Origin of the sequence: Ningiella ruwaisensis, from assembly GCF_004798935.1 — a bacterium.
Taxonomy (GTDB): domain Bacteria; phylum Pseudomonadota; class Gammaproteobacteria; order Enterobacterales; family Alteromonadaceae; genus Glaciecola; species Glaciecola ruwaisensis.
On sequence record NZ_RAHT01000001.1, the window covers coordinates 740,406 to 764,334 of the forward strand.

Below are 23,929 nucleotides of genomic sequence, written 5' to 3' on the forward strand. Positions count from 1 at the left end.
ATTTTTGAATACCAAGTGCAAAAAATTGTCTTAAAAAGTTGTCATTGGGTTTTACTCATTGTGGTGCTAAATTTAGTAGTTTCCTATCTAAAGAAAAATCATGGAACATCATATTTCATCAAATCATACGCAAGAACAACAAATTAAACGCATCGTTATTTTAGGTGGAGGAAGTGCTGGCTGGATGAGCGCCGCTACGCTCGCACGTCAAATTTCGACACAGTATTGCAATATTATCCTAATTGAATCTGAGGATATTGGCACTGTTTCCGTTGGAGAAGCCACTATTCCGCAAATTTTGCAGTTTAATCGTGTCCTTGGCATTGATGAAAACGAGTTTCTTCGCGAAACAAAGGCTACGTTTAAGTTAGGAATACGCTTTAAAAACTGGGGACAGATTGGTGACGATTACATTCATCCATTCGGCAATCCAGGCACAACAATTGGTCCTCTATCTTTTTACCAGTATTGGCTCAAAAATAGAGAAGTCTCCAAATTAAAACCTTTAGAATATTATTCGATAGAGGCAAGAGCAGCCCGAGAGGGCAAATTTATGCGCCCCGCTAACTTACCCAACTCTCCTCTTGGAAGTATTGCATATGCCTACCATTTCGATGCCACGCTTTACGCTAAATACTTAAGGAAGTTTTCTTTAAGTCTTGGCGCAAGACGAATTGAAGGTAAAGTGAAGCAGGTTAAAAAAAATAAGCAAACCGGATTTGTTGAAAGCCTTATTTTAGAAAACGGACAACAAGTTAACGGAGATTTATTCATAGACTGTTCAGGCTTTAATGGCTTGCTTATCGATAAAACCATGGACGCTCATTACGAGGATTGGCGTCATTGGCTGCCTTGCGATAGCGCAGTGGTAGCTCCCTGTCATATCAAGAGCGACGTAAACGCACATACTACATCTACCGCGCATTCTGCTGGTTGGCAGTGGCGAATTCCCTTACAGCACAGGGTCGGAAATGGTTGCGTTTATTCAAGCAAATTCATGACACGGGATGAAGCAGTTCATAATTTGGTTTCGACAATGGAAAGTGAACCTCTTGCTGAGCCTAGGGATTTAAAATGGGTGACAGGTTGCCGTAAAACACCGTGGGTTAAAAATGTGGTAGCAATAGGTTTGTCCGCAGGGTTTGTTGAACCGCTCGAGTCTACAGGTTTACATACGATACAAAATGCTATCTCAAAATTACTGGTGATGTTTCCGACGAAGCAATTTAAACAATCAGATATAGATGCATACAATAAGGTGTCCTATGCCGAATTTGCACGTCTAAGAGACTTTATCATTCTCCACTATAAGGCAACGCAAAGGGAAGACTCAGAATTTTGGCAATATTGCAAAAACATGACTATTCCCGATACCTTGCAAGAGAAATTTGATCTATTTCAGAATAACGGCAGGTTTTGGCGGCAAGATAGCGAGTTGTTTGGGGAAACGAGCTGGATATCGGTATTTTTAGGTCAAAATATTTATCCGGATGCCCCTCATCCCTTGGCCGATATTATGCCGGAAGAAAAACGGATTGATGAGATTAGGCACATCGAAAAGGTGCTTGAGAACGCTTTACCAAAGATACCTAACCATTTTGAGTATTTAGAGAAGTATTGTCTAAATAACTAAGTTTTCTTAGGAAAATTGCTTTCAAACTCGGCCTTTTGCTCCGCTGTGGCCTCTTTTTGAAACTTGGCTTTATATTCATCGTAGGGCATGCCGTAAACGAACTCCCTGGCCTCGTCTAAATTTACATCAATGCCCTTTTCATCTGCAGCGGCAACATACCATTTAGACAAACAATTTCGGCAAAAGCCCGCTAAATTCATCAGGTCAATGTTTTGCACGTCTTTTCGACTATCGAGATGATCAATTAATCGTCTCAATACTTTTGCTTCAATTTCGTTTCGCTCTTGTTGTGTCAATGCATCCATATTTGTCTCCTTAATGATCGTTACCGTTATCAGTGCTTTTTGAACTTCAAAACAAACCTATCAAATTTTTACTTAAGTTCAACTCGGGATAGGCGATAGCGCAGATCTTTGTTTTAAACAGTGTACTTATTAAATTATCACCATGTGGCGATAAAAACGCGAATTGAGGTTAGTTAGCCAAGCGCTTTAAATATTAGCCATATTTTGTCTTTTACACGCAAATTCAATCGCTGCATAGAAGCGTTAGATATTCTTGAAAATACACGTTGCCCACTCAAGCCGGCTTCAATTATAACTGCATCGGAGAGTTGATTGATAACAAGCACTTCAGCCGGTATCTGGTTTATAAAACTGGTATCTGACAAGGGTGATTTGGCAATGCTGACATCCGATGCCTCAATCACGAATTTCTTGCGATTCGATGCTTGTTCCGTGTTGCTCAGACTCGCTTTTTCATAAATGAGGCGACGCTCACCCTCATTAATAGTCCCGGTAATTTCCCACTGAATTAATGCTTCTTTAGTTTGCGGTATGGGTGAATGCACATCTAATGCTGTCCACCAGTGTTGATGTGCAATGGAGGGCTCATCAAAATGGCTCGAATCGGTCTGGCCGGCCAAGAGCTTGGGAAGCATATGCTCTGTCTCGCCAGCATCAATTAACTTAGCTTTGTCGATGTGCATGAGATGCGAGCAAAAAATTGCCAGCTCCTGCAGAGAGTGACTTATCATTATAACGCTAATACTGTGCTGTGCGCACAAGTGCGCTAACTGATTAAGCATATGCATTCTTCGCGGCCAATCCAAAGCAGACAGCGCCTCATCTAGCAGGAGTAATTTTTTACCGCACACCAGGGCTCGAGCCAAAGCCACGCGCTGTTTTTCGCCACCAGAGAGGCTTTTGGGATATTGTTCCAGTAACTGAGCAATCTCAAAACGTTCGATAATCTGTCTGAGCATGCTTTCTCGGTCCAAACCGCTACTTTTGTTTGACCTTTTGAACCTGGAACCGCTATAGGTTTTACCCTGAGCTAATTCGAGATTTTGCAAAACACTTAAGTGCTCAAAAAGCGGCGCATCAGCACCCACATATACGCCGGGATGTTTTATATCAGCAAAACTGTTGTAATGCTGGTTTTCAAAATACAGATGATAGTCTGCCGCTTTTTTCAAACCAGCAACGCTTTGCATCAACGTTGTTTTTCCGCTTCCGGATGCGCCAAATATACCAATTTTAAAGCAAGGTGATGCACTCTTGAACTCACACTGCGCATGCATCACGTTCCGCCCGCTTTTGCGTAAGGAAAAGTTCGCTGAAAACGCAAGTTTGTGAATTGCTACATTGGTTTGCACGCTATTCATCCGTTAATAAATACTTAGGACGATTAAATTTATAAAGCAAGAAAAGGCTAATAAAACTGAACATCATTAAAAGCAGTGCAAGCCGGTGTGCAGCATCATACTCAAGCGTTTCTACATAGTTAAACAAGGCAATTGACACCACTTGCGTAGATCCCGGAATATTGCCGCCAATCATCAGCAGCAAACCAAACTCTCCCAAGGTATGAGCAAAGCCTAAGGTACTTGCGGTGATGATACTGGGTTTTGCCATAGGGAGAACAACATACCAAAACCGGTAGTAAAATGGCATGCCAAGCGTGATTGCACTTAACTGCGGTCCTTTCGATATACTTGAGAATGCTGCTATAAGCGGTTGCATCACAAATGGCAGTGAATAAATGATAGAACCGACCAGAATGCCTGTGAAAGAAAACACAAACTGCCCACCCACTATTTCTATCCATAATTGCCCCAACCAAGTATCTGGCGAGAAAGCCGTTATAAGATAAAATCCCAACACAGTTGGTGGCAGCACCAGCGGCAGCGCGATAATCGTTTCAATCACCGGACGTAAGGCCCCTTGATAGTTTGCAATTATCCAGGCTAAGGGCAAGCCAATCACAAGCAATATGATCACTGTGTAAAACGCCAGACTGAGCGTAAGTCTTATGGCTTGCCAATCTTGTAGGCTCAATGCTGTAAAAAGGCTTAAATCTGTCAAGTCGCCAGTGAACTCCTGCACTTTGGAATATTTTGTATTAGTCTTCGTTATATTTACACAGTTAGCAAGTAAGCGAAGGGAGTAATCATTTTTAGGTATAGTGATTGTGATGTAAAGCCTTACAATAGCGTAAAACGTTTAAACAGACATAATTCAATGCTTCTATGGAATCATACATCGTTGCTTAAGTTACGCAAAACAGTAAGCGAAACTGTAAGAGAAACTGCAAGAGAAAAAGCACTGGGAACCTTTCTCCTGGCTCTTTTATGCTTAATTCTGAATGCAACGAATGCTTCAGCGCATGATTCAAATGAAACAAAAAAGCAAGCCGTGGTTGTGGCAGTGGCGAGCAATTTTTATCTTCCTTTACAGCAAATATTGAGCTCCCACGCTCACAACTTCGACGTAACGGTGATTTCAGGCTCAAGCGGTATGCTGTATTCTCAGCTTAAAAACGGCGCGCCCTTCGATTTATACTTATCAGCAGACGCCGAACGCCCTCAGCTTTTGTTTGCAGCAGGTATGAGTAGTGAACCAGTTAGCTATGCGGTGGGTCAACTTGCTTTGTATCCTTATAACGATAAGTTACCGCTAAAACAGCAGCTCAAAAGCGCCAATAAAATAAGCATTGCTAACCCCAAGCTTGCACCCTTTGGACTTGCCGCCATGCAAGTTCTGCAAAGCATGTCGCTTGAACAAAGCCCAAACTTGGTGATGGGTAATAGCGTTGCGCAAGCATTTCAATTTGTCGACAGTGGGAACGCTAACATTGGATTGCTGTCTGTTTCACAGTTGTTGCAAGCCCATGCCAGCTTTAACGATGAGAAATACTTAAACTACACGCTGATCGACGCCTCACTTTACGCTCCCATAGAGCAACAAGCTGTTATTGTTAAAGGTGCAAAGAACCAAGTAACTGCGCGGGATTTTCTAACATTTTTGATGTCTGATGAGGTGCAAAATCATATCGTCAGTTTGGGCTATAGTAGGCCTAGCGATTGAACAGTGACGCGTGCCGACATATTAATTGCATTTGGTAAAGGAGCAGCAGCAGGTGGCGCCACTGCAGCTGGCGCATGGGGAATATATATTGGAGTAAGAAATCTAACTTAGTCCACGAAAAATAAGATAGCTCGAAAGAGCTATCTTATCCAAACGACAAATAACATATAGCCAAAGTTTTATTAACCTATGAATATTAAAAGTCTCACGAAGCTCGCAAAAATTTGCTTTTTAACGCTGATTGCATTGTGCGTGATCACGGTCTTGTTATTATCTATCTACCACTTTACTCAAACCGGAAACTCGGGGATAGCTAGTTCGCTGCTACTTATCGCAATAAGCCTGACCATTTACTTATTTTTTCACCTCAAATAATCGGTTTTATCAGGATGTGTCCAATCGCCTGACTTTCCACCGGTTTTAGTGAGCACTTTAACACCCTCTATTCGCATGGCAGGATCTGAGGCTTTACACATATCAAAAAGTGTTAAACAAGCAACACTTACCGCTGTTAAAGCCTCCATTTCAACGCCAGTTTTACCGCTTAATTTGCAAAGTGATTCTACTTTTAAGCGGCCCTTGCTTTGCTCCACTTCAATCTGCACATCGACTTTGCTGAGCATTAATGGATGGCAAAGAGGAATTAACTCACTGCATCGCTTTGCCGCCATGATCCCTGCAATTTTTGCAGTGGTAAGAACATCGCCCTTTTTGTTTTGATGCGCCAGCACGTCTTCGATAGTATCTGCCGACATATACACAAAACCAATTGCTGTCGCTTGTCGAGTCGTTTCGTTTTTGTCATTCACATCTACCATGTTTGCTGCGCCAGACGCATCTACGTGGGTAAGTTTGCTCAAAATAAGCCCTCATCTAAATATTAAAGTTAAGCTGTGCCTGAAATGTCCTTGCATTGAACCGTCGTCTTTAATTAAGTGGTCTTTGCGTTCGCAGTCCTTCGAGTCGAGATGCGCCCCAACGGCGCAATATCTCAAAGCCTATCAGGCATACTGCTACAGAACAAAGTGCAATTGCCATACCCGAAAATCCAAGCACCTCTTGCTCCGAATGCAGTGTCCAAATAAATTGCCCTACACACAAGGCTGCCACTACCAAGAGCGTTGGTTTTCGGCCAATTTTAGCAACAATATAAACACCAAGTGGCGCGCCCAATGCAACCACGGGGGCTGCGGCCAACCAATTTTCAAATACGCCGGGCTGTAAGCCTTGGCCACTAAATACTTTAACCGATACGCCCAAAATAGAATTAAAAGCCATAATACATACGGAGGTTGGGATCGCGATTTTCAAATCTGCTCGGCACACTAGAATCAGCGCAGTATAAATGACCATATCTATTCCAACGCCAGTAACGGATGTAACGGTCGCGCTTGCGATTAAGCCAAGGTAAATACCAAAGCGAAAATCCCAGCGTTCGTCCATTTCAGTCATGCCAGTGTGTCCGGCGATCTCATTAATTCGGTACAGGTGCAATAAACCAAAGCTGGCCCAAACCACCCCAAAAATCAGTTTGATCCACAGTTCAGGAAATTGCGGCGCAATAAAGAAAATGCCCAAAGGTAAGCCCACTAACGAACCGAGCATCGCACCACTTAAAATGGAAACAGCCAGCGGTTGGCGTCTGGCAAGAATGAAAATACTGGCGCTCGTCATGCCAATTGCCTGAATGGCAAAACTAAAGTCTCGCCCTAAACTGGCTGGAAGTTCAAACAATAGTACCAATACGGGAAACCCGACTGTGCCTCCTCCCATAGGCGTAGAGCCTGCTGCATAGGAGCCAATAGCCATAGCCAGCGCCATGGGCCAATGAGCGAGTGCCGTATCCCACAAGGCATTACCCACAACTAAGTACAGCCATACCGCGTAAAACCCCATTAAGCATAGCAACCAAACCCAAAGATGCGTTTTTTGGGGTTTTAGTAATGTCATTAGATAAATCGATTCTCGTTATGATTTTGGCGTAAGTTAACACAGTGAGATGATTAACTCAGCATTGTGATTAAGTTTTTATTGACAACTACATTCACAATTGAACGCAGAATTTCACTGTTCAATAAATGCCTGCTCAATCACATAATGACCTTGCTGACTTTCATCTGCTTTTTTGAATCCTCGTTGGTTAAGTATCTGCATTACGTCATTAAGCATTGCGTCGTTTCCACAAATCATAAAGCGGTCGCTTTGCGGCCTTGCATGCGGCATATTTATATCAAGAAATAACTTACCAGACGTGAGTAGGGTTGTAATACGACCTACTCGTTTTTCGTCATTAAAATGATAGACTTCACGCGTGACGCTAGGATAATAAATAAGTTTTTTGGCAAGCTCATTTCCGAAATATTCGTTTTTAGGTAATTGCTTACAAATAAAGTCTTGATACGCCAACTCAGAACGAAAGCGCACTCCGTGCACCAGAATGACTTTTTCATATGTCTCATAAATATCGGGATCTTGAATAATACTTAAAAACGGCGCGAGTCCAGTGCCGGTACTAAGTAAGTAAAGGTGTTTCCCAGGTAGCAGATGGCCGTCTACAAGTGTTCCTGTGGGCCTTGAATTAACCAGTATTTTGTCGCCTTCTTTTATGTTTTGAAGGTGTGAAGTCAGTGCGCCGTTTTGCACCTTAATACTAAAAAACTCTAATTCGTCGTCGTAATTAGGACTAACGATGCTATAAGCACGCATTATCACTCGACCATCTATCTCTAAACCAATGGTGACGTACTGCCCATTTTCAAAGGTTATATGCGAAGCACGCGTGGTGCGAAAACTAAACAAGGTTTCGTTCCAGTGTTTTACGAATGTAACCGTTTCAGTATGAAGTTGAGACATAAGCCCTCCTCGCTATAATTTGAGGACGAAAGACCATTTAACAATGTCTAAATAGTGCATATTGAACAAACAAATTTACATACATCCACCACAACTGCCACAGCGCCAATCGCTTTTATTGACCGCTTCATAGAATTGCGCAATGGTTTGCTCTTCAAATGGAATGTCATGTGCATCGAACAACTCAATAAGCCAATCGGCTTTTTCAGCTATCCAATCCGCTAACTCGAGACCTTCAGCAAAATCTTCATCGTCAGGATATAACCATGAAAATATACCAAAAGTATCCATGTGGTTTTCTTTTATTTGCTGCGGTAATTCAATCGCTTTGCCCTGATATTGAATTTCCCAATGACCCAGGCAAAGAGTGTGTCCCTGTGCCGTCCATTTTGCCTGAAAAGGATTGTTGTCTGTGCTCATTTTAGAAATAAAAAGCTACGAAATAAAAAGCGTAAAAACGCAGAAATGATAGGCACCTAAATTAAGGTGCCTCATTACTTTATCTAATTCACTGCATTAGCATTGAATCGTCAAAATCAAAGTTAAATCCCTGAATATCCGACTCGCTGATCAGTCGATGCAAATACTGCGACACAGCTTTACGATGTACTTTGTCGTTTAGATAGATCTGAATTTTTTCTTTTACTAACTCATAGGGCAGCGCATCACCGTCAATTTTACGAATAACTTCAACGATATGATAACCATAGCGCGTTTCTACGGGGGTTTGCATCAAACCCTCTTTTGCAGCAAATACTTGACGCTCAAACTCAGAGACTGTCTGGCCTTTTGACAACTGTCCCAGATTTCCACCTGCTTCTTTAGATGGACACATCGAGTGCTGTCTGGCGGCGCTGGTAAAATCGATGTCTTTTGATTTTATTTGATTCAGCAGCGTTTCTGCTAATCGTTTCATTTCAGCACGCTGCTCCAAATCATCGGGATCAGCAGCTAAAAGAATATGATTGGCTTCAACTAAGGGTGAGGTTGTAAAACGCTCTGTATTTTGCTCAAAGTAACGTCTGCATTCTTCTTCGCTAGCATTGGGTTTAGCCACTTCCTGATCGAGCACAGCATCAATTAATTCAGGCTTTGTGCTTAAGAGCTCTCGGTCAATTTTTTGCGCCAGAGCATTAGATGCAATACCTATTTCTTGCGCCTTTTGCGCCAAAACTTCCGCGATAATAACGGCTTCTGCCGCTTTAACCATCGCCTGTCGTCGCGTAGGTGCCGGATGATACTGAACTTCAGCATCAATGGCGGCAGCGGGGATCGCTGCGCCATTTACAATAATTTCGGGAGTATTAGTTAATGCCATCTTTTTCTCCTACTTATTCGCTAGCGTTGACGCACAACTTGATAGTTACGACGTACGTATTGCACTGGAACGCTCCAAATATGAACCAGACGACTGAATGGGAAAAGCACAAACAGTGTAATACCCAACGTCACATGGAACTTATATACAGGATGCACGGTAGAAATAAACTCAACGGCTTCTGTAGGTCGGAAAGTAAGAATATGGCGTGACCAGCTCATAAGGTTATACATGACCGCACCATCCATATGCCCTGTTGAAATCACAATTGTAAACATGCCTACAATTAACTGGAGATATATTAGTAATAATATGCCAGTATCCATGGCACTGCTGTTGGCTCGAATTCGAGGGTCAAATAAGCGACGATAGACAAGCATAGTGAGTCCGATAGCACACACTGCACCAAAAAAGCCGCCTATTCCCATCGCAATCACCTGTTTTACAGCTAAAGAAATACCTAAGGCATGCCAGATTTCCCATGGCAATACCAAGCCGGCAAAATGCCCAAGCAAAATCATAATGATTCCCACATGAAATAAGATGCTGGCAATACGGAAACGCTTGTTGCTCAATATTTGACTCGACTTAGTCTTCCAAGTGTACTGCTCTCTGTCATAGCGAATTAAGCTACCTAAAAAGAATATACCCGTGGCAATGTAAGGATATATGCCAAAAAATAACATGTCTAAAAATTGCATGACTAGCTCCTTAAGCTTTGCGCAGGTTCGCTTTTAGGTGTGGCGTCAGCTGCGTTTACAAATGAAATGGGAACATCTTGGTCGCGGCGCTGTGTTTCACTTGGCTTGGACTGAGAAGTAGGACACCCGCCGTTGATGGCATCTCCACCAAAGGTCACAGCTTCTTCTTCCCAGACTTTATCCAATGCTTTTTTGGTATCGTCGCGTTTTTCGTCTTTAACCTGCTCGCGCAAGGCGTCTAGGTCTATATCTGCTTTTGATAACGATAAAAGTACCTTAAACAAATGCTGATAATTGCTCTCACGTTTTTCAAGGCGTACATATAACAGTGACAGAACGTGTGAGATATCCTGTAGCCAACCCACCGCATTCTCACTGCCTTGCGTGCTAACAAACTCTAAAAAGAGCGGAATATAGTCAGGCAATTCTCTCACGCCAATGTCCAGGCCAGCGGCTCGATATTGCTTAAGTAAGTTCACCATCGCTTGACCACGATCACGTGATTCACCATGAATATGCTCATAAATCAGAAGTGACAATGAGCGACCTCGTTCAAACAGTCCGTCGTAATCTGCCTGCCAATCGAGCAAACTATCGCTAAAACGAGGTTTTACAAATTCAAGCATGTTTGCTTTGTCGGCAGACGCTAAATCAGCGTCTGCCTCGATCATCTTAATAACATCGTCCTTATGGGCATAAAGTTGCTCATTGGGATAATCGATGAGTTTTGCTAATAGACTTAATATTTTCATTAGCTTTTTACCTCCACCGGCAGCACGTCAGATACATCCTGCACTTCAATCGGAATGACCTGACGAACCGTTTGTTTTTTGCCGCCAAATAAGTCCAGATCGCTATCGCCACCGGAACAGCCGTTGCCAAAAGTAAAGCCACAGCCAGACTTCATGTCATAAGCGTCTTCTGCATAGGCTTTATGACTAGTTGGAATGACGAATCTGTCTTCGTAGTTCGCAAGCGCCATATAGCGGTACATTTCTTCCACCTGCTCTACTGATAGACCAACTCGCTCTAAAGCTTCAAGATTTTCCTCTCCGTCTACCTGTTGTGAGCGCTTAAAAATGCGCATCGCCATCATGCGTTGGAGCGCGTGTTCAACAGGCGCTTCATCACCGGCAGTCAACATGTTCGCCAAATACTTCATTGGAATGCGAAGTTGCTGCAAATCAGGGAAAATGCCATCTACCGTAGGTACCTGTTTCGCCTCTACTGCCTTTTGAATGGGGCTTAAAGGCGGTACATACCAAACCATGGGTAAGGTGCGATACTCAGGGTGAAGCGGTAAGGCTACTTTCCAATCCATCGCCATTTTGTAAACCGGCGATTCTTGCGCTGATTTTAGCCATGCGTCAGGGATCCCTTCTTTGCGTGCAGCCTCTTGAACGGCTTCATCAAACGGGTCTAAGAAAATGTCGCACTGAGCCTGATACAAGTCTTTGTCGTTAGGCACAGAAGCCGCTTCCTGAATACGGTCGGCATCGTAAAGCATTACGCCAAGATAGCGGATACGGCCAACACAGGTCTCAGAACATATGGTAGGCTGACCGGCTTCAATTCTGGGGTAACAGAAAATACATTTCTCTGATTTCCCGGTTTTCCAGTTGTAATAAATTTTCTTGTATGGGCAACCACTGACGCACATTCTCCAGCCACGACATTTGTCTTGGTCAATCAACACAATGCCATCTTCTTCACGCTTATAAATGGCACCAGAAGGACACGATGCAACGCAGGCAGGGTTAATACAATGCTCGCATAAACGCGGTAAATACATCATGAAAGTCTTTTCAAACTCTCCGTAAATATCTGCCTGCATCTGATTGAAGTTGCTATCTTTTTTACGCTTGGAGAACTCCGTACCGAGAATTTCTTCCCAGTTTGGTCCCCACTCAATTTTTTCCATGCGCTTACCGGTTATTAAAGAACGCGGTCTGGCAACAGGTTGGTGTTTACTTTCACCCGCTTTATGTAAGTGCTGATAATCAAAATCAAAGGGTTCGTAGTATTCATCAATGGTCGGCAAGTCTGGATTGGCAAAGATATTGGCCAAAATGCGAAGCTTACCACCTTGCTTAGGGGTCAGTTTGCCATTGCTATGACGCTTCCAACCACCATTCCACTTTTCCTGATTTTCCCATTCTTTGGGATAACCAATACCTGGCTTGGTTTCTACGTTATTAAACCAGGCGTATTCAACGCCTTCGCGTGAGGTCCATACATTTTTACAGGTTACTGAACAGGTGTGGCAACCGATACATTTATCCAGGTTCAACACCATGCCTATTTGAGCTCTAACTTTCATGATCAGCCCTCCGCCTTTTTACTTAAAACAGCATCATTAAATTCTGCTGTACTCTGGTCGACGCTATCGTCATCGAGCCAATCAACTTTTGCCATTTTGCGAACCACCACAAACTCATCACGGTTACAGCCAACTGTGCCGTAATAATTGAATCCATAAGACTGCTGTGCGTAGCCACCAATCATGTGGGTTGGCTTCATTACTGCACGGGTAACAGAGTTATGTATTCCGCCGCGGGTTTTAGTTAATTCCGAGCCGGGTACATTCACAATTCTCTCTTGCGCGTGGTACATCATGCTCACCCCTTCAGGTACGCGCTGAGACACTACGGCACGTGCAGCAATTGAACCGTTAACGTTGAATACTTCTATCCAGTCGTTATCAACAATTCCCGCTTTTTTAGCGTCTACTTCAGACATCCAAACAATTGGGCCACCTCGAGATAAGGTCAGCATTAAAAGATTGTCTGAATAGGTGCTGTGTATGCCCCATTTTTGGTGTGGCGTTAAAAAGTTAAGCGCTATCTCAGTGTTGCCGTTTGGCTGTTTGTTCATGATTGGCTTAACTGTTTTTAAATTAATGGGTGGCTTATATACGCACATGGTTTCACCAAAGTCACGCATCCACTCATGGTCTTGATAAAACTGCTGACGCCCCGTTACCGTTCTCCATGGAATATATTCATGGACGTTGGTATAGCCTGCGTTGTAAGACACATGCTCATCTTCAAGTCCAGACCAGGTAGGTGAACTAATGATTTTGCGCGGTTGTGCAACCACATCTCTGAAGCGAATTTTTTCTTCCTGCTTGGGTTTAGCAAGATGGGTATGGTCGCGTCCGGTAAATTCACCGAGCGCTTCCCATGCCTTCACTGCCACCTGACCATTGGTTTCTGGTGCCAGTGACAATATAACTTCAGCAGCATCAATCGCACTTTCAATTTTCGGACGCCCTTTATTTGCGCCTTCTTTAACATGCGTTCGGTTTAGCTCGCCAAGAAACTTGACTTCTTGTTCGGTGTTCCAGCTTATGCCTTTACCGCCATTGCCCAGTTTTTCAAGCAAAGGTCCTAAAGAAGTGAAGCGCGCATAAGTGTTTGGATAATCTCGCTCTACCACCACCATATTTGGTGCTGTTTTTCCCGGAATGAGATCACACTCGCCCTTCCACCAGGCTTTAACCCCAAATGGCTGTGCAATTTCGGCTGGCGTGTCGTGCAAAATAGGTACAGTGACTAAGTCTTTTTCAATTCCCAGATGACCTTCTGTCATTTCTGAGAATTTTTTCGCAATGCCTTTAAATATTTCCCAATCTGAGCGTGATTCCCAAACAGGGTCAACCGCTGCGCTTAATGGATGAATGAAAGGATGCATATCTGAGGTATTCAGATCGTCTTTTTCGTACCACGTTGCGGTAGGTAACACTATGTCAGAATACAAACAGGTGGTTGACATTCTAAAGTCAAGCGTGACTAGCAAGTCCACTTTACCTTCAGCGGCTTCATCTACCCATTTCACATCTTGAGGTTTCTTGCCGCCGTCTTCACCTAAGTCTTTACCCATCAGGCCATGTTTAGTGCCCAAAAGGTGGCGAAGCATATACTCGTGTCCCTTACCTGATGAGCCGAGTAAGTTCGAACGCCAAATAAACATATTACGTGGGAAGTTTTGAGGATTCTCAGGCTCCATGCAGGCAAAGTTCAGTTCACCAGACTTGAGCTTTTCTACCGCATAGTCTTGCGGGCTCTGACCGGCCGCTTCTGCATCTTTACACAGTTGCAACGGATTCATGCCAAGCTGCGGCGCTGACGGTAACCACCCCATGCGCTCTGCACGCGTGTTGAAATCGATGATCGAACCAGACCATTTTTCTTTATTCGCCATCGGCGAAACGACTTCGGTCATTTCCAATTTTTCATAGCGCCATTGGCTAGAGTGGTTATAGAAAAACGAAGTACCATTCATATGGCGTGGTGGACGCTGCCAATCCAAACCAAAGGCTAATGGTTGCCATCCGGTTTGCGGACGCAGTTTTTCCTGCCCCACATAGTGAGCCCAGCCGCCACCGCTTTGACCAATACAGCCACACATCATTAGCATATTGATTAAGCCACGGTAGTTCATGTCCATGTGATACCAGTGGTTCATACCCGCGCCAACGATGATCATTGAGCGGCCGCGCGTTTTATCTGCGTTGCTGGCAAATTCGCGAGCAATCTTTACTACATCAGCAGCCGGCACACCGGTTATCTGCTCTTGCCACTTAGGTGTATAAGGAATGTCATCATCAAAGCTTGAGGCGACATTAGGGTCATTATAGCCGTTGTCAACGCCGTAGTTTGCGAGCGTCAAGTCAAATACGGTCGCAACCAGCACTTCTTCGCCCGAAGCAAGTGTCAGTTTTTTCGCAGGCACTTTGCGCACAAGCACGTCATCGTGTTGCGTATTCTGAAAATAGCCAAACTCATGCTCAGCGCCACCGAAATAAGGGAATGACACCTCAACTAAAGCATCATGCTCGTCTTTTTGGCTTACGCGTAAATCCAGTTTATCACCGGTTTTACCGTCGGTTTGGGTGATATTCCACTTGCCTTTTTCGCCCCAGCGATAGCCAACAGAACCTGTGGGTGAAACCAGTTCACCATCTTGGTTGTTGATAGAAATAGTTTTCCATTCAGGATTGTTTTCCTGTCCTAAATTGTCTGACAAGTCGGAGGCGCGCAAAAAGCGTCCCTGATGCAAGCTGCCATCTTCGGCTTTGTCCAACATTACCAGTACAGGGAAGTCGGTGTACGTTTTGCAATACTCAGTGAAATACTGAGAAGGCTTCTCAAGATGAAACTCTTTGAGTATGACGTGTCCAAAGGCCATCGCAAGCGCTGCATCGGTACCTTGCTTGGGTGCAAGCCACTGATCGGTCAATTTGGCCACTTCTGAATAGTCTGGCGTGATACCAATTACCTTGGTGCCTTTATAACGCACTTCGGTTAAAAAGTGGGCATCTGGTGTACGCGTTTGCGGAACGTTTGAGCCCCAGCAAATAATGTAATTTGAGTTATACCAATCGGCCGATTCAGGCACATCAGTTTGTTCACCCCATATTTGCGGTGACGCTGGAGGTAAATCGCAATACCAGTCGTAGAAACTTAAGCAGTTACCGCCAATTAATGACAAGTAACGCGCGCCTGCCGCGTAAGACACCATTGACATGGCTGGAATAGGTGAAAAGCCCGTAATACGATCAGGTCCGTATTTTTTGGCCGTATATACGTTAGCAGCTGCAATTATTTCGTTTGCCTCACGCCAGTCTGCGCGAACAAAACCACCTAGTCCGCGCTGTTGCTTGTATTCTTTAGCTTTTGCCGGATCTTCAACAATTGAGGCCCACGCCGCAACCGGGTCCGAATGCTGTTGTTTTGCAGCTCGCCAAAGTTTAACCAGGCGCTTGCGAATTTTAGGATGCTTAAGGCGGTTCGCGCTGTATATGTACCATGAGTAACTTGCACCACGCGGACATCCACGCGGCTCGTGATTAGGCAAATCAGGTCGAGTGCGAGGATAGTCAGTTTGCTGGGTTTCCCAGGTAACCAAACCGTCTTTCACATAAATTTTCCAACTACACGACCCTGTGCAGTTTACGCCATGCGTTGAGCGCACGATTTTATCGTGTTGCCAGCGACGACGATAACCATCCTCCCAGGCACGGTTCTCTTCGGTGGTCACACCGTGGCCATCTGAAAAGGATTCTTCTTTGCGTTTAAAAAACTGCAATCTGTCTAAAAAGTGACTCACGTCAAACTCCTTAATGTAAATAACTGCGCGCTGAAAATGAGCGGCAATTTCAAGCTATGGATGGATTAAAGACTAATCATCAAAGGTGCACAAGAGGGCCAAAATGCCGCAAAAACAGTGGGCTACCACCAAAGGGGTATAGGGGTAGATGGGGGTTTTCCTTTGTTCTAAAGGGGTATAGACTAAGGTTTACATTTTTTGGCCTTATCAGCCTTTGCGATTGTTCTTTGTAGGTATCCCCTCAGAATCAAAAAAACGCACAAATTGATAACAAAAGTGACCAGTATGAATAAACAATTTTTCCACTCCACTGTTTTCAAGATTGCCGCGCTGATGTTCTCTATTAGCTTTTTAGCCATTGTGAGCATGTTCAGTTCTGTGTTTATCAGTGATGGTGCGCAAAATGATGCCGCCTCAATCAACGTAGCCGGTTCGCTTAGAATGCAGAGCTATCGATTGGCAAGTCATGTGCAAGTGCCAAATAAAACGCCAGAAGACATCGCAGTATTGCTCAAACAAATAGGCGATTTTGAGGATGATTTAAGTACAGGCATTTTGGTAAATAAACAGAGTTTAATTGGTACCGGACAATCGCAAAAACTGCTGGAAGAAGTCACCGCGCAATGGTTTGAAACAATAAAACCAATGCTATTGCAGGCAATTGAAAATGAGCAAGTTGACGGGCAAGCACTCAACCGGCTCATTGCAGAGTTTGTTTCAGGCATCGAACAGTTGGTGACTAATTTTCAAAGTCATGCCGAAGAAAATATTGCCACTATAAGGCTTATACAAAGTGTGGCTTTGTTTAGTACTTTATTGCTCATTGCTTTTGCCATGGTGATTGTAAACCGACATATTGAAAAGCCATTATCAAAACTTACTCACGTGGCCAGTCAACTGGCAAGAGGTGACTTTACCGCCCGTGCAGACGAATCCGGTCAAGATGAGCTTGCCATATTAGGGCGAACATTTAATAAAATGAGCAACGCTATATATCGCTCTCAGAATCAGTTGGAAGAACAGGTTAAGCGAAAAACCAAAAAACTGAGTCGAAGCAATGAGTCGCTAGATTTGCTGTTTTCTTTATCTCGAAAACTCAATGCAGTTGATCCATTAAGCTTTGATTTTCAGCCTATATTAGACCAGCTAGCACGCGTCACAGACATTAAGGATATGGATCTTTGCATTATGACAGCCCAAGGTGACGGACCTTATGAGCATTTAGTCAGTACAAAGAAAGACTTACCTGACAAATGTATTAAACACCAATGCAGTGGCTGTATTGAGCATTCTCAAATTTTTCAGGAATCCTCAAACAAAATGCGCTATCAACTTAGCCATGGTCACGAAAACTATGGTGTATTTACCGTGACCCCCTCCGACAGTCACCAACTGGAAGATTGGCAACATCAGCTTTTTGAGGCGTTTGCAGAACAAGTTGCAAATGGTCTAAGCATGAAGCATCAGCTTGAACAAAGCAGACGAATGGCGCTGATGAATGAGCGAACCGTTATTGCAAGAGAGCTGCATGATTCTCTTGCGCAGGCTTTATCTTATTTAAAAATACAAGTGACTCGCTTGCAGCGCTTACGGCAAAAAGACAATGGTCATGAGCAGATTGATCAGGTTATTGAAGAATTAAAGGGTGGCTTGGGCGCGGCTTACTCAGAGTTACGAGAATTGCTAACCACCTTTCGCTTGAAGCTTGATGGACAAGGGATCAAAGCGGCACTTGAGCAAACCATTGCGCAACTTAAAACGCGCAACGAAGATTTTGAGTTTGAACTGAACTATAGCGTAAGCAATATTCCCTTTTCTCCGCAGGAAGAAATTCACTTGTTACAAATAGCGCGAGAAGCCATGCAGAATGGTTTTTACCACTCAAAAGGCTCAAAAATTGTTATTGAAATCAGTAATAACGCGTTGAACGAAGTGGTTATGCAAATCGCCGATGACGGAATTGGTATACCGCAAGACCCAAATAAACTCAATCACTATGGTTTAGCCATTATGCAGGAGCGAAGCAGAAGTTTGGACGGCGCGATAGATATTAGTCTAAATGAAAAAGGCGGCACGACTGTATCATTTAGTTTTGTGCCAGAATACGCAAAACAGGCAGAGCTCAAATTGCAACAGGCCTAAAAGTAATGTCTGATTCTGTTAAACAGCGTTTAGGTAATTGGCTTGCCAATTATTTAACAAAACCCAGCGCCGAATATGACTCATTTAGCCCAATCAGCAAAGATGCCTTGGCCTCAACCCTGCAATTGGGTGATGTGCTTTTGGTGGAAGGGAAAAGCCGCGTTAGCACAGCGATAAAATATTTGACTCAGTCCACTTGGTCGCATGTGTGCATCTTTGTTGGTGAAAGTAAGATTGCTGAAGATAAGGTTAAAGAAAGCAAGGTTGAAGAAAGCATAGAAAATTTTCCGCTCGTTGAGGCAGATGTTGTAGAAGGCGTCATACGCATTCCGATCGACAAGTATGAAGGTTTTAATTTGCGTATTTGTCGTCCCGTTGGTTTGACTGATGAAGATAAAATGACACTGGTTAAATTCATTCACGATTCTATTGGGCATCAGTACGACACTAAACACATTTTTGACTTATTACGTTATTTGTTCCCCACCCCTCCTGTCCCCCAACGTTTCAGGCGACGAATGCTGGCCTTTGGGAGCGGCGATCCCACCAAAGCGATTTGTTCAACTTTGGTAGCACAAGCCTTTCATGCTATTCATTATCCGATTTTACCTATCGATTTAAGCCATGAATTGGCGCAAACCAAAAAAAGCTCGCTTCTGCATGCACTTAATCCGTTTACAAAAACCTCTAAACGTCTCAAATTACAAAAACGCCATTACAGTCATTTTGTACCTCGTGATTTTGATTTGTCGCCCTACTTTCAGATTATTAAACCCACTTTAGATGCAGGCTTTGACTATAAAACGATTCATTGGCACGAGGAGCAAAAGCAGGATCGAGCCAAAGACGCGACGCTTGTAATTAAGCAACTTCAGTCGAAATCAACTGGCGACCTTAAGTTTTCACGAGATGAAATGAATGCGCGCAGATAGTTTTCTTGGCACCAATGTGTTTATATATCTATTCGATACCAGCGATGCTCTTTTATAAAATCAAGGCAAAAACCAAAGCGGCGATTTGAAAAAGGCAAGGCCCGCCATATAGGCAAAAACACTAATAGCCCCTAGCCCACTTATTAATTTGTTACCCTGCGTTTTGCCACGCTTTATCGCAAACGTACCCAAACCAATATACACAATAAGGCATATCAGTTTTATACCTAACCATGGATGCTGCGTAGGCCATACCTTTGCACTGATCATTAGATATATTCCTGCGCTAAGAAGCAAGGTATCGATAATATGAGGCAAGGAGCGGATCAGTTGATGCCGAAGCATATCTGCTTGATTTAAGGCCCAGTAAAATCGAAGTATGAAAAGACTGATACTTGTTATAACAAGTATCATATGCAACTTTTTAATGAACAAATATTCCATACACGCTCTTGACTATCATCTCTCGAAAGCACAAAAGGGAGCGAAAATCGCCCCCAATTGCTACACGGAAATCCACTTGCTTAAGGATTGTAGAATTCACCGTCTTTGCGTAAGTAAAACCAATAGTTTATTAATACGCATATGCCGTAAAACACTGCAAAACCGATAAGCGCAACTTCTGGCGTAGTGGCGGTAATTTGTTCGCCTATGACTTTTGGAATATAGAACGCGCCGTAAGCCGCTACTGCTGATGTCCAGCCCAATACAGGCCCCGCTTGCTCTTTAGGAAAGACTACTGCAATCGTTCTAAAAGTAGAACCATTGCCAATTCCAGTTGCAGCAAACAAGACTAAAAAGAGGACAAAAAATGGAATAAAGAACTCTTCCGGGGTCGCTGATTGATAGGCTTCTCGCATGTAATAAGCCACACCTAAGGCACTTAAAATCATGACAATTGAACAAATTTGCGTTACTAAAGCGCCGCCGATTTTATCTGAAATCCAGCCACCTACAGGACGAATCAAGGCGCCAATAAACGGCCCCATCCAGGCATACATCAGTGCGCTTGGGCCATTTGGGTTGACTGTGTCGTGCGTCATTACGCCATCAACCATCACGTGGCTGTATCCAAAAATGACTTTGATAGCAAGGGGGAAAGACGCTGCAAATCCGATAAACGATCCGAACGTCATGGTATAGATAATACTCATTACCCACGTATGCTTGTTATTAAATATTTTATACTGTCGAGTCAGGCTTTGACCGATGGTTCCAGGCATCATTTTTAAGATTACAACAGTTGCTACCACAACCAGCACTAACACCACTTCTTTGGGAACGCCGAAGCCAGACCCATTTGCGGATTCCGGAAGCATTAGCCATAAACCAAAGGCAGCCACCACAAGACCAATGCCTAGCATAACGGTAATCAGTGCAAAGGAGGTCAGTGGATTGCCGATATCAGGAGACACATCTTGCGTACGGATGTTATTCATACCAAACCAGCTTAAGAAAAATAGCGGTACTAACAGCAGCAACCATACAAAACCGGCGTTTGAAATATAGCTTTCGGTACCCGCCGGAATTTTACCTATCAATGTACCTGAGGTATTAATAAGCGTCATGGGGTCGCCACTTAGCGCGCCAAATGCCGCAAAAGTCATAAACAGTGGCACAACAACTTGCATTGTTGTTACCCCAAAATTACCTAAACCGGCATTTAGCCCCAAAGCCAAACCTTGTTGCTTTTTAGGAAAGAAAAAGCTGATATTTGACATGGAAGACGCAAAATTACCACCGCCTAAACCAGACAAAAGCGCCAGTATCTGAAATTGCCAAAGAGGTGTATCAGGACTCTGCAAGGCAAAGCCTGTGCCGACTGCGGGTATCATTAACAGGGCAGTCGTAAAAAAGATGGTGTTTCTTCCACCGCATAATCGGATGAAAAAACTGCTGGGTATACGCAAGGTCGCGCCCGTTAAACCCGCTATCGCCATCAAGGTGAATAATTCAGATTTTTGGAAGGGAAACCCCAGGTTCAACATTTGTACGGTAATAATGCCCCAATACAGCCAAACCGCAAAACCCACCAAAAGGCTGGGAATTGAGATCCATAGGTTTCGGTTAGCAATTTTTTTACCCTCGCTTTCCCAGAAGTCTTTATCTTCTGGATCCCACTTTTGTAGGTCGGACATGCTACTTCTCCATTGAGATGTGATTAAATTACAGCGGAAACTATGCGCGAAATTAGCGTGACTGCCTATCTGCATCAGTGGGTACAAACTGAGAATTTTGTGGGAAGATATTTACGCTTGGTTTTGTTTATCCGCTACCCCAATTTAAAAGAAATCGTGGCGCAAAGGCACATGTGCAAAGGCAAACGTCATTTGTTAGCATGTACCTCTAATGGGGTAGATACCTTACCTATAAGTACCTGAACTACCAAATTAAATTCATGTATCATAGTGTTATGTAAAAACAGTAAGGCAAAAGCATGTTTGAAGAGAAGCCAGCAAAAATTATGATGGTAGACGACCATCCCCTTTTAAGAAAAGGCCTGAATCAACTCATTGAATTTGAAGACGACTTGGAGGTTGTTGGTGAAGCAAGTTCGGGGCAAGAAGCCATAAAACTCGCTTTAGAGCTTGAGCCCGACTTGATTACGCTTGATCTTAACATGCAGGGAATGGATGGCTTGGAAACCTTAAAACAGCTTCGCGATAAAGGGGTTGACGCTCGAATAATTATGCTCACCGTTTCAGACAATGATGAAGATGTTGTTGAGGCTATCCGCTGTGGTGCTGATGGCTATTTACTTAAAGATATGGACCCTGAGGAAATCATCGAAAAATTGCGCGAAGCAAGCTTGGGCAAAATGGTAATGAGCGCCAAATTAACCGAAATTCTGGCAACTGCGCTTCGCAAGCCTGAACGCGCAGGCTCGCGCGCTCTGGCAAGTTTAACCAGTCGTGAACTTGAGATACTCAAGTTGATTGCAAAAGGAATGAGCAATAAACTGATTGCACGAGAACTGGATATCTCAGACGGCACAGTTAAAGTCCATGTAAAACACTTTCTAAAGAAGCTGAACTTACGCTCTCGAGTGGAGGCCGCTGTTTGGATGGTCAACCACCAAAAAGGAGCACAATAAATGGAATGTGGATGCAGCTCAAGCGGACTTATGCCAATCGAAAATGCGCAAGCCTTGATTACTGAGCTAATTCGCGAATTTCTCGCCAAACCCGCAATAAAAAACAAGCTAAGCGAACGTGTATTATTGACTGACGCAGTCGACAGGGTGCTAAGCGAAGACGTGGTCTCCCCTTTAAACGTGCCCGCTTATGATAATTCAGCCATGGATGGTTACGCCATTCGAAGCGCTGATCTTAGCAAGCACAAAATGCTCAAACAAATCGGTAAAAGTTTTGCTGGTTTGCCCTTTGAGGGTAAAGTGGGCGAAGCGCAATGTGTGCGTATTATGACAGGCGCCCAAATACCCAAAGGCGCTGATGCTGTGGTCATGCAAGAAAATGCGCTTGTTCACCGTGACGAACATGACGAAATTAAAGGCATTGAAATTACTAAATGTAGCGGAAAAGGCGAAGCCATTCGACCCGCCGGTGATGATATTCAGCAAGGCGCGACTGTATTAGCAAAAGGTACACGCATTACACCTGTAGGGCTGGGCGTATTAGCGTCATTAGGTCTCAAACACGTTAATGTTTTTCCAAAACTTAAAGTTGCCGTATTTTCTACTGGCGATGAATTGCTTTCTCTAGGCTCACCGCTTGAATCGGGTAAAATTTATGATTCTAACCGCCCTATGCTCGTTGCCATGTTAAAACGCTTGGGTGTTGAAGTGCTTGATTTAGGGCTGATTAAAGATAGTAAAGACGCGATAACAGAGGCCTTTCTATACGCAGATACTCACGCGGATTGCGTTATTACCAGTGGTGGGGTGTCAGTTGGTGAGGCGGATTATACGCGTGAAGTGCTGGATGAAATGGGCAAAATTGATTTTTGGAAACTAGCCATAAAGCCTGGAAAACCCCTTGCTTTTGGGCGGCTTGCTAATAGTCTCTTTTTTGGATTACCGGGAAATCCGGTCAGCGCGGCGGTGACCTTTGATCAAATTGCCGTACCAGCGCTAAAAGCCTTAAGTGGGGAGCATACAGTTGAACCCGCGCGTTTTGTTGCGCTTGCAGGACAAAATTTCAAAAAGCGGCCCGGTCGAACAGATTACCAGCGCGGTCATTTTACACGGAATGAAAATAATCAATTGGTGGTGACCTCAGCCCGCTCACAAAGCTCTGGGGTTCTATCAAGCTTTTGTACCAGTAATTGTTATATCGTATTGGAACAGGAACGGGCGAGCGTAAATAAGGGCGAACCAGTCACTATTCTGCCATTTGAGAAGCCGCTTTTATAGAATTGGTTTTATAATGACAGTGTTGTTTTTGAAGCAAATAATAGTCTTATCTTAAAGTAAAAATGTAAGCAAAAATGTGATTAGAAAATCAAGCTACTTTGTCTTTGCCTGGCTTAGCATTATCATTGGTGTAATTGGCATTTTTCTGCCACTACTACCCACCACGCCATTTATTCTGCTAGCCGCTTTTCTATTTTCAAAAAGCTCTGTGCGCATGCATAACTGGTTAATAACTCATAAATACTTGGGCCCAATCATCATCGATTGGGAGCAGCATGGCGCGATTAGTCTAAAGGCAAAGTGGACCTCAACTATTTCTATGCTCGTGTTGGTGACTTACCCGCTCCTCTTTGTGATCGACAGTATTATTATTCAGGCGATCGTGATTTGCTTTATGCTTGCAGTGAATCTATTTATTTGGACCCGACCGTCAAAGCGCACGCCTGTTTCTCAAAAAACTTGATGCTCTTACTATTTTACAACAATAGCTAGCTTCACA

22 protein-coding genes are annotated in these 23,929 nt (G+C 43.7%); 8 read left to right on the forward strand and 14 right to left on the reverse strand.

The window, feature by feature from the left end; genetic code table 11:
- The first annotated feature begins 100 nt into the window (after positions 1–100).
- Positions 101–1,633, forward strand: a complete 1,533-nt coding sequence (locus D6V41_RS03215; RefSeq protein WP_136250001.1) for a tryptophan halogenase family protein — start codon at positions 101–103, stop codon at positions 1,631–1,633.
- On the opposite strand, the gene D6V41_RS03220 is transcribed toward D6V41_RS03215, so the two are convergent.
- From D6V41_RS03220 to modB, 3 genes are all read right to left on the reverse strand, one after another.
- Positions 1,630–1,929 (reverse strand): DUF1244 domain-containing protein, encoded by a 300-nt coding sequence (locus D6V41_RS03220; protein WP_136250091.1) that lies wholly within the window; start codon positions 1,927–1,929, stop codon positions 1,630–1,632. The genes D6V41_RS03215 and D6V41_RS03220 overlap by 4 nt on opposite strands.
- A gap of 182 nt (positions 1,930–2,111) precedes the next feature.
- Complete coding sequence (locus D6V41_RS03225; protein ID WP_206663231.1) at positions 2,112–3,290, reverse strand: ATP-binding cassette domain-containing protein; 1,179 nt, start codon at positions 3,288–3,290, stop codon at positions 2,112–2,114.
- Position 3,291: 1 nt separating this feature from the next.
- Positions 3,292–3,972, reverse strand: a complete 681-nt coding sequence (gene modB / locus D6V41_RS03230) for a molybdate ABC transporter permease subunit (protein ID WP_136250092.1) — start codon at positions 3,970–3,972, stop codon at positions 3,292–3,294.
- Positions 3,973–4,179: 207 nt separating this feature from the next.
- Here modB and modA point away from each other — a divergent pair, with 207 nt between their 5' ends.
- The gene (gene modA / locus D6V41_RS03235) at positions 4,180–5,001 is read left to right on the forward strand and encodes a molybdate ABC transporter substrate-binding protein (protein ID WP_168710947.1); all 822 of its coding nucleotides are present in this window, start codon (positions 4,180–4,182) and stop codon (positions 4,999–5,001) included.
- A gap of 362 nt (positions 5,002–5,363) precedes the next feature.
- Here the strand turns inward: modA and moaC are convergent, their stop codons facing one another.
- The 9 genes from moaC to D6V41_RS03280 all read right to left on the reverse strand — a co-directional run bounded on the left by moaC (position 5,364) and on the right by D6V41_RS03280 (position 15,984).
- Complete coding sequence (gene moaC, locus D6V41_RS03240) at positions 5,364–5,861, reverse strand: cyclic pyranopterin monophosphate synthase MoaC (RefSeq protein WP_136250004.1); 498 nt, start codon at positions 5,859–5,861, stop codon at positions 5,364–5,366.
- A gap of 67 nt (positions 5,862–5,928) precedes the next feature.
- The gene (locus D6V41_RS03245) at positions 5,929–6,951 is read right to left on the reverse strand and encodes a sulfite exporter TauE/SafE family protein (protein ID WP_136250005.1); all 1,023 of its coding nucleotides are present in this window, start codon (positions 6,949–6,951) and stop codon (positions 5,929–5,931) included.
- 114 nt (positions 6,952–7,065) lie between these two features.
- Positions 7,066–7,854: a ferredoxin--NADP reductase gene (locus tag D6V41_RS03250; protein WP_136250006.1), complete on the reverse strand. Its 789-nt coding sequence runs from the start codon at positions 7,852–7,854 to the stop codon at positions 7,066–7,068.
- A 75-nt stretch (positions 7,855–7,929) separates the two neighbouring features.
- Positions 7,930–8,274 (reverse strand): hypothetical protein, encoded by a 345-nt coding sequence (locus D6V41_RS03255; protein ID WP_136250007.1) that lies wholly within the window; start codon positions 8,272–8,274, stop codon positions 7,930–7,932.
- 88 nt (positions 8,275–8,362) lie between these two features.
- Entirely contained in the window at positions 8,363–9,172 is an 810-nt protein-coding gene (locus D6V41_RS03260; protein WP_136250008.1) for a peptidylprolyl isomerase, read from the reverse strand.
- A gap of 20 nt (positions 9,173–9,192) precedes the next feature.
- Complete coding sequence (narI, locus tag D6V41_RS03265; protein WP_136250009.1) at positions 9,193–9,873, reverse strand: respiratory nitrate reductase subunit gamma; 681 nt, start codon at positions 9,871–9,873, stop codon at positions 9,193–9,195.
- 2 nt (positions 9,874–9,875) lie between these two features.
- Entirely contained in the window at positions 9,876–10,625 is a 750-nt protein-coding gene (narJ, locus tag D6V41_RS03270) for a nitrate reductase molybdenum cofactor assembly chaperone (protein WP_136250010.1), read from the reverse strand.
- Positions 10,625–12,193, reverse strand: a complete 1,569-nt coding sequence (gene narH / locus D6V41_RS03275) for a nitrate reductase subunit beta (protein ID WP_136250011.1) — start codon at positions 12,191–12,193, stop codon at positions 10,625–10,627. The genes narJ and narH overlap by 1 nt, the downstream gene beginning before the upstream one ends.
- A gap of 2 nt (positions 12,194–12,195) precedes the next feature.
- Entirely contained in the window at positions 12,196–15,984 is a 3,789-nt protein-coding gene (locus D6V41_RS03280; RefSeq protein ID WP_136250012.1) for a nitrate reductase subunit alpha, read from the reverse strand.
- Positions 15,985–16,269: 285 nt separating this feature from the next.
- Here D6V41_RS03280 and D6V41_RS03285 point away from each other — a divergent pair, with 285 nt between their 5' ends.
- Complete coding sequence (locus tag D6V41_RS03285) at positions 16,270–18,126, forward strand: histidine kinase (protein ID WP_136250013.1); 1,857 nt, start codon at positions 16,270–16,272, stop codon at positions 18,124–18,126.
- A 5-nt stretch (positions 18,127–18,131) separates the two neighbouring features.
- Positions 18,132–19,058 carry a C40 family peptidase gene (locus tag D6V41_RS03290; protein WP_136250014.1) on the forward strand — a complete coding sequence of 309 codons (927 nt, stop codon included), beginning with the start codon at positions 18,132–18,134 and terminating at the stop codon, positions 19,056–19,058.
- A gap of 60 nt (positions 19,059–19,118) precedes the next feature.
- Here the strand turns inward: D6V41_RS03290 and D6V41_RS03295 are convergent, their stop codons facing one another.
- Positions 19,119–19,502: a SirB2 family protein gene (locus D6V41_RS03295; protein ID WP_136250015.1), complete on the reverse strand. Its 384-nt coding sequence runs from the start codon at positions 19,500–19,502 to the stop codon at positions 19,119–19,121.
- Between the two features lie 80 nt (positions 19,503–19,582).
- Positions 19,583–21,196: an MFS transporter gene (locus tag D6V41_RS03300; RefSeq protein ID WP_136250016.1), complete on the reverse strand. Its 1,614-nt coding sequence runs from the start codon at positions 21,194–21,196 to the stop codon at positions 19,583–19,585.
- 42 nt (positions 21,197–21,238) lie between these two features.
- On the opposite strand from D6V41_RS03300, the gene D6V41_RS03305 reads away from it, so the two are divergent.
- The 4 genes from D6V41_RS03305 (at position 21,239) to D6V41_RS03320 (ending at position 23,893) form a co-directional block, all read left to right on the forward strand.
- Positions 21,239–21,439 (forward strand): hypothetical protein, encoded by a 201-nt coding sequence (locus tag D6V41_RS03305; RefSeq protein ID WP_136250017.1) that lies wholly within the window; start codon positions 21,239–21,241, stop codon positions 21,437–21,439.
- A gap of 56 nt (positions 21,440–21,495) precedes the next feature.
- Complete coding sequence (gene narL / locus D6V41_RS03310) at positions 21,496–22,152, forward strand: two-component system response regulator NarL (RefSeq protein WP_136250018.1); 657 nt, start codon at positions 21,496–21,498, stop codon at positions 22,150–22,152.
- Positions 22,153–23,430 (forward strand): molybdopterin molybdotransferase MoeA, encoded by a 1,278-nt coding sequence (gene moeA, locus D6V41_RS03315; RefSeq protein WP_136250019.1) that lies wholly within the window; start codon positions 22,153–22,155, stop codon positions 23,428–23,430.
- A 76-nt stretch (positions 23,431–23,506) separates the two neighbouring features.
- Positions 23,507–23,893, forward strand: a complete 387-nt coding sequence (locus tag D6V41_RS03320) for a YbaN family protein (protein WP_241664405.1) — start codon at positions 23,507–23,509, stop codon at positions 23,891–23,893.
- Positions 23,894–23,929 lie beyond the last annotated feature (36 nt).

What these genes read in the sequence shown, in the direction of transcription:
- D6V41_RS03255 (WP_136250007.1), bottom strand. Translation starts at nt 8,274, where the DNA reads ATGAGCACAGACAACAATCCTTTTCAGGCAAAATGGACGGCACAGGGA.
- D6V41_RS03305 (WP_136250017.1), top strand. Translation starts at nt 21,239, where the DNA reads ATGCGCGAAATTAGCGTGACTGCCTATCTGCATCAGTGGGTACAAACT.
- D6V41_RS03295 (WP_136250015.1), bottom strand. Translation starts at nt 19,502, where the DNA reads ATGGAATATTTGTTCATTAAAAAGTTGCATATGATACTTGTTATAACA.
- D6V41_RS03215 (WP_136250001.1), top strand. Translation starts at nt 101, where the DNA reads ATGGAACATCATATTTCATCAAATCATACGCAAGAACAACAAATTAAA.
- narH (WP_136250011.1), bottom strand. Translation starts at nt 12,193, where the DNA reads ATGAAAGTTAGAGCTCAAATAGGCATGGTGTTGAACCTGGATAAATGT.
- D6V41_RS03300 (WP_136250016.1), bottom strand. Translation starts at nt 21,196, where the DNA reads ATGTCCGACCTACAAAAGTGGGATCCAGAAGATAAAGACTTCTGGGAA.
- D6V41_RS03250 (WP_136250006.1), bottom strand. Translation starts at nt 7,854, where the DNA reads ATGTCTCAACTTCATACTGAAACGGTTACATTCGTAAAACACTGGAAC.
- moeA (WP_136250019.1), top strand. Translation starts at nt 22,153, where the DNA reads ATGGAATGTGGATGCAGCTCAAGCGGACTTATGCCAATCGAAAATGCG.
- narL (WP_136250018.1), top strand. Translation starts at nt 21,496, where the DNA reads ATGTTTGAAGAGAAGCCAGCAAAAATTATGATGGTAGACGACCATCCC.
- narJ (WP_136250010.1), bottom strand. Translation starts at nt 10,625, where the DNA reads ATGAAAATATTAAGTCTATTAGCAAAACTCATCGATTATCCCAATGAG.
- narI (WP_136250009.1), bottom strand. Translation starts at nt 9,873, where the DNA reads ATGCAATTTTTAGACATGTTATTTTTTGGCATATATCCTTACATTGCC.
- D6V41_RS03245 (WP_136250005.1), bottom strand. Translation starts at nt 6,951, where the DNA reads ATGACATTACTAAAACCCCAAAAAACGCATCTTTGGGTTTGGTTGCTA.
- D6V41_RS03290 (WP_136250014.1), top strand. Translation starts at nt 18,132, where the DNA reads ATGTCTGATTCTGTTAAACAGCGTTTAGGTAATTGGCTTGCCAATTAT.
- D6V41_RS03285 (WP_136250013.1), top strand. Translation starts at nt 16,270, where the DNA reads ATGAATAAACAATTTTTCCACTCCACTGTTTTCAAGATTGCCGCGCTG.
- D6V41_RS03260 (WP_136250008.1), bottom strand. Translation starts at nt 9,172, where the DNA reads ATGGCATTAACTAATACTCCCGAAATTATTGTAAATGGCGCAGCGATC.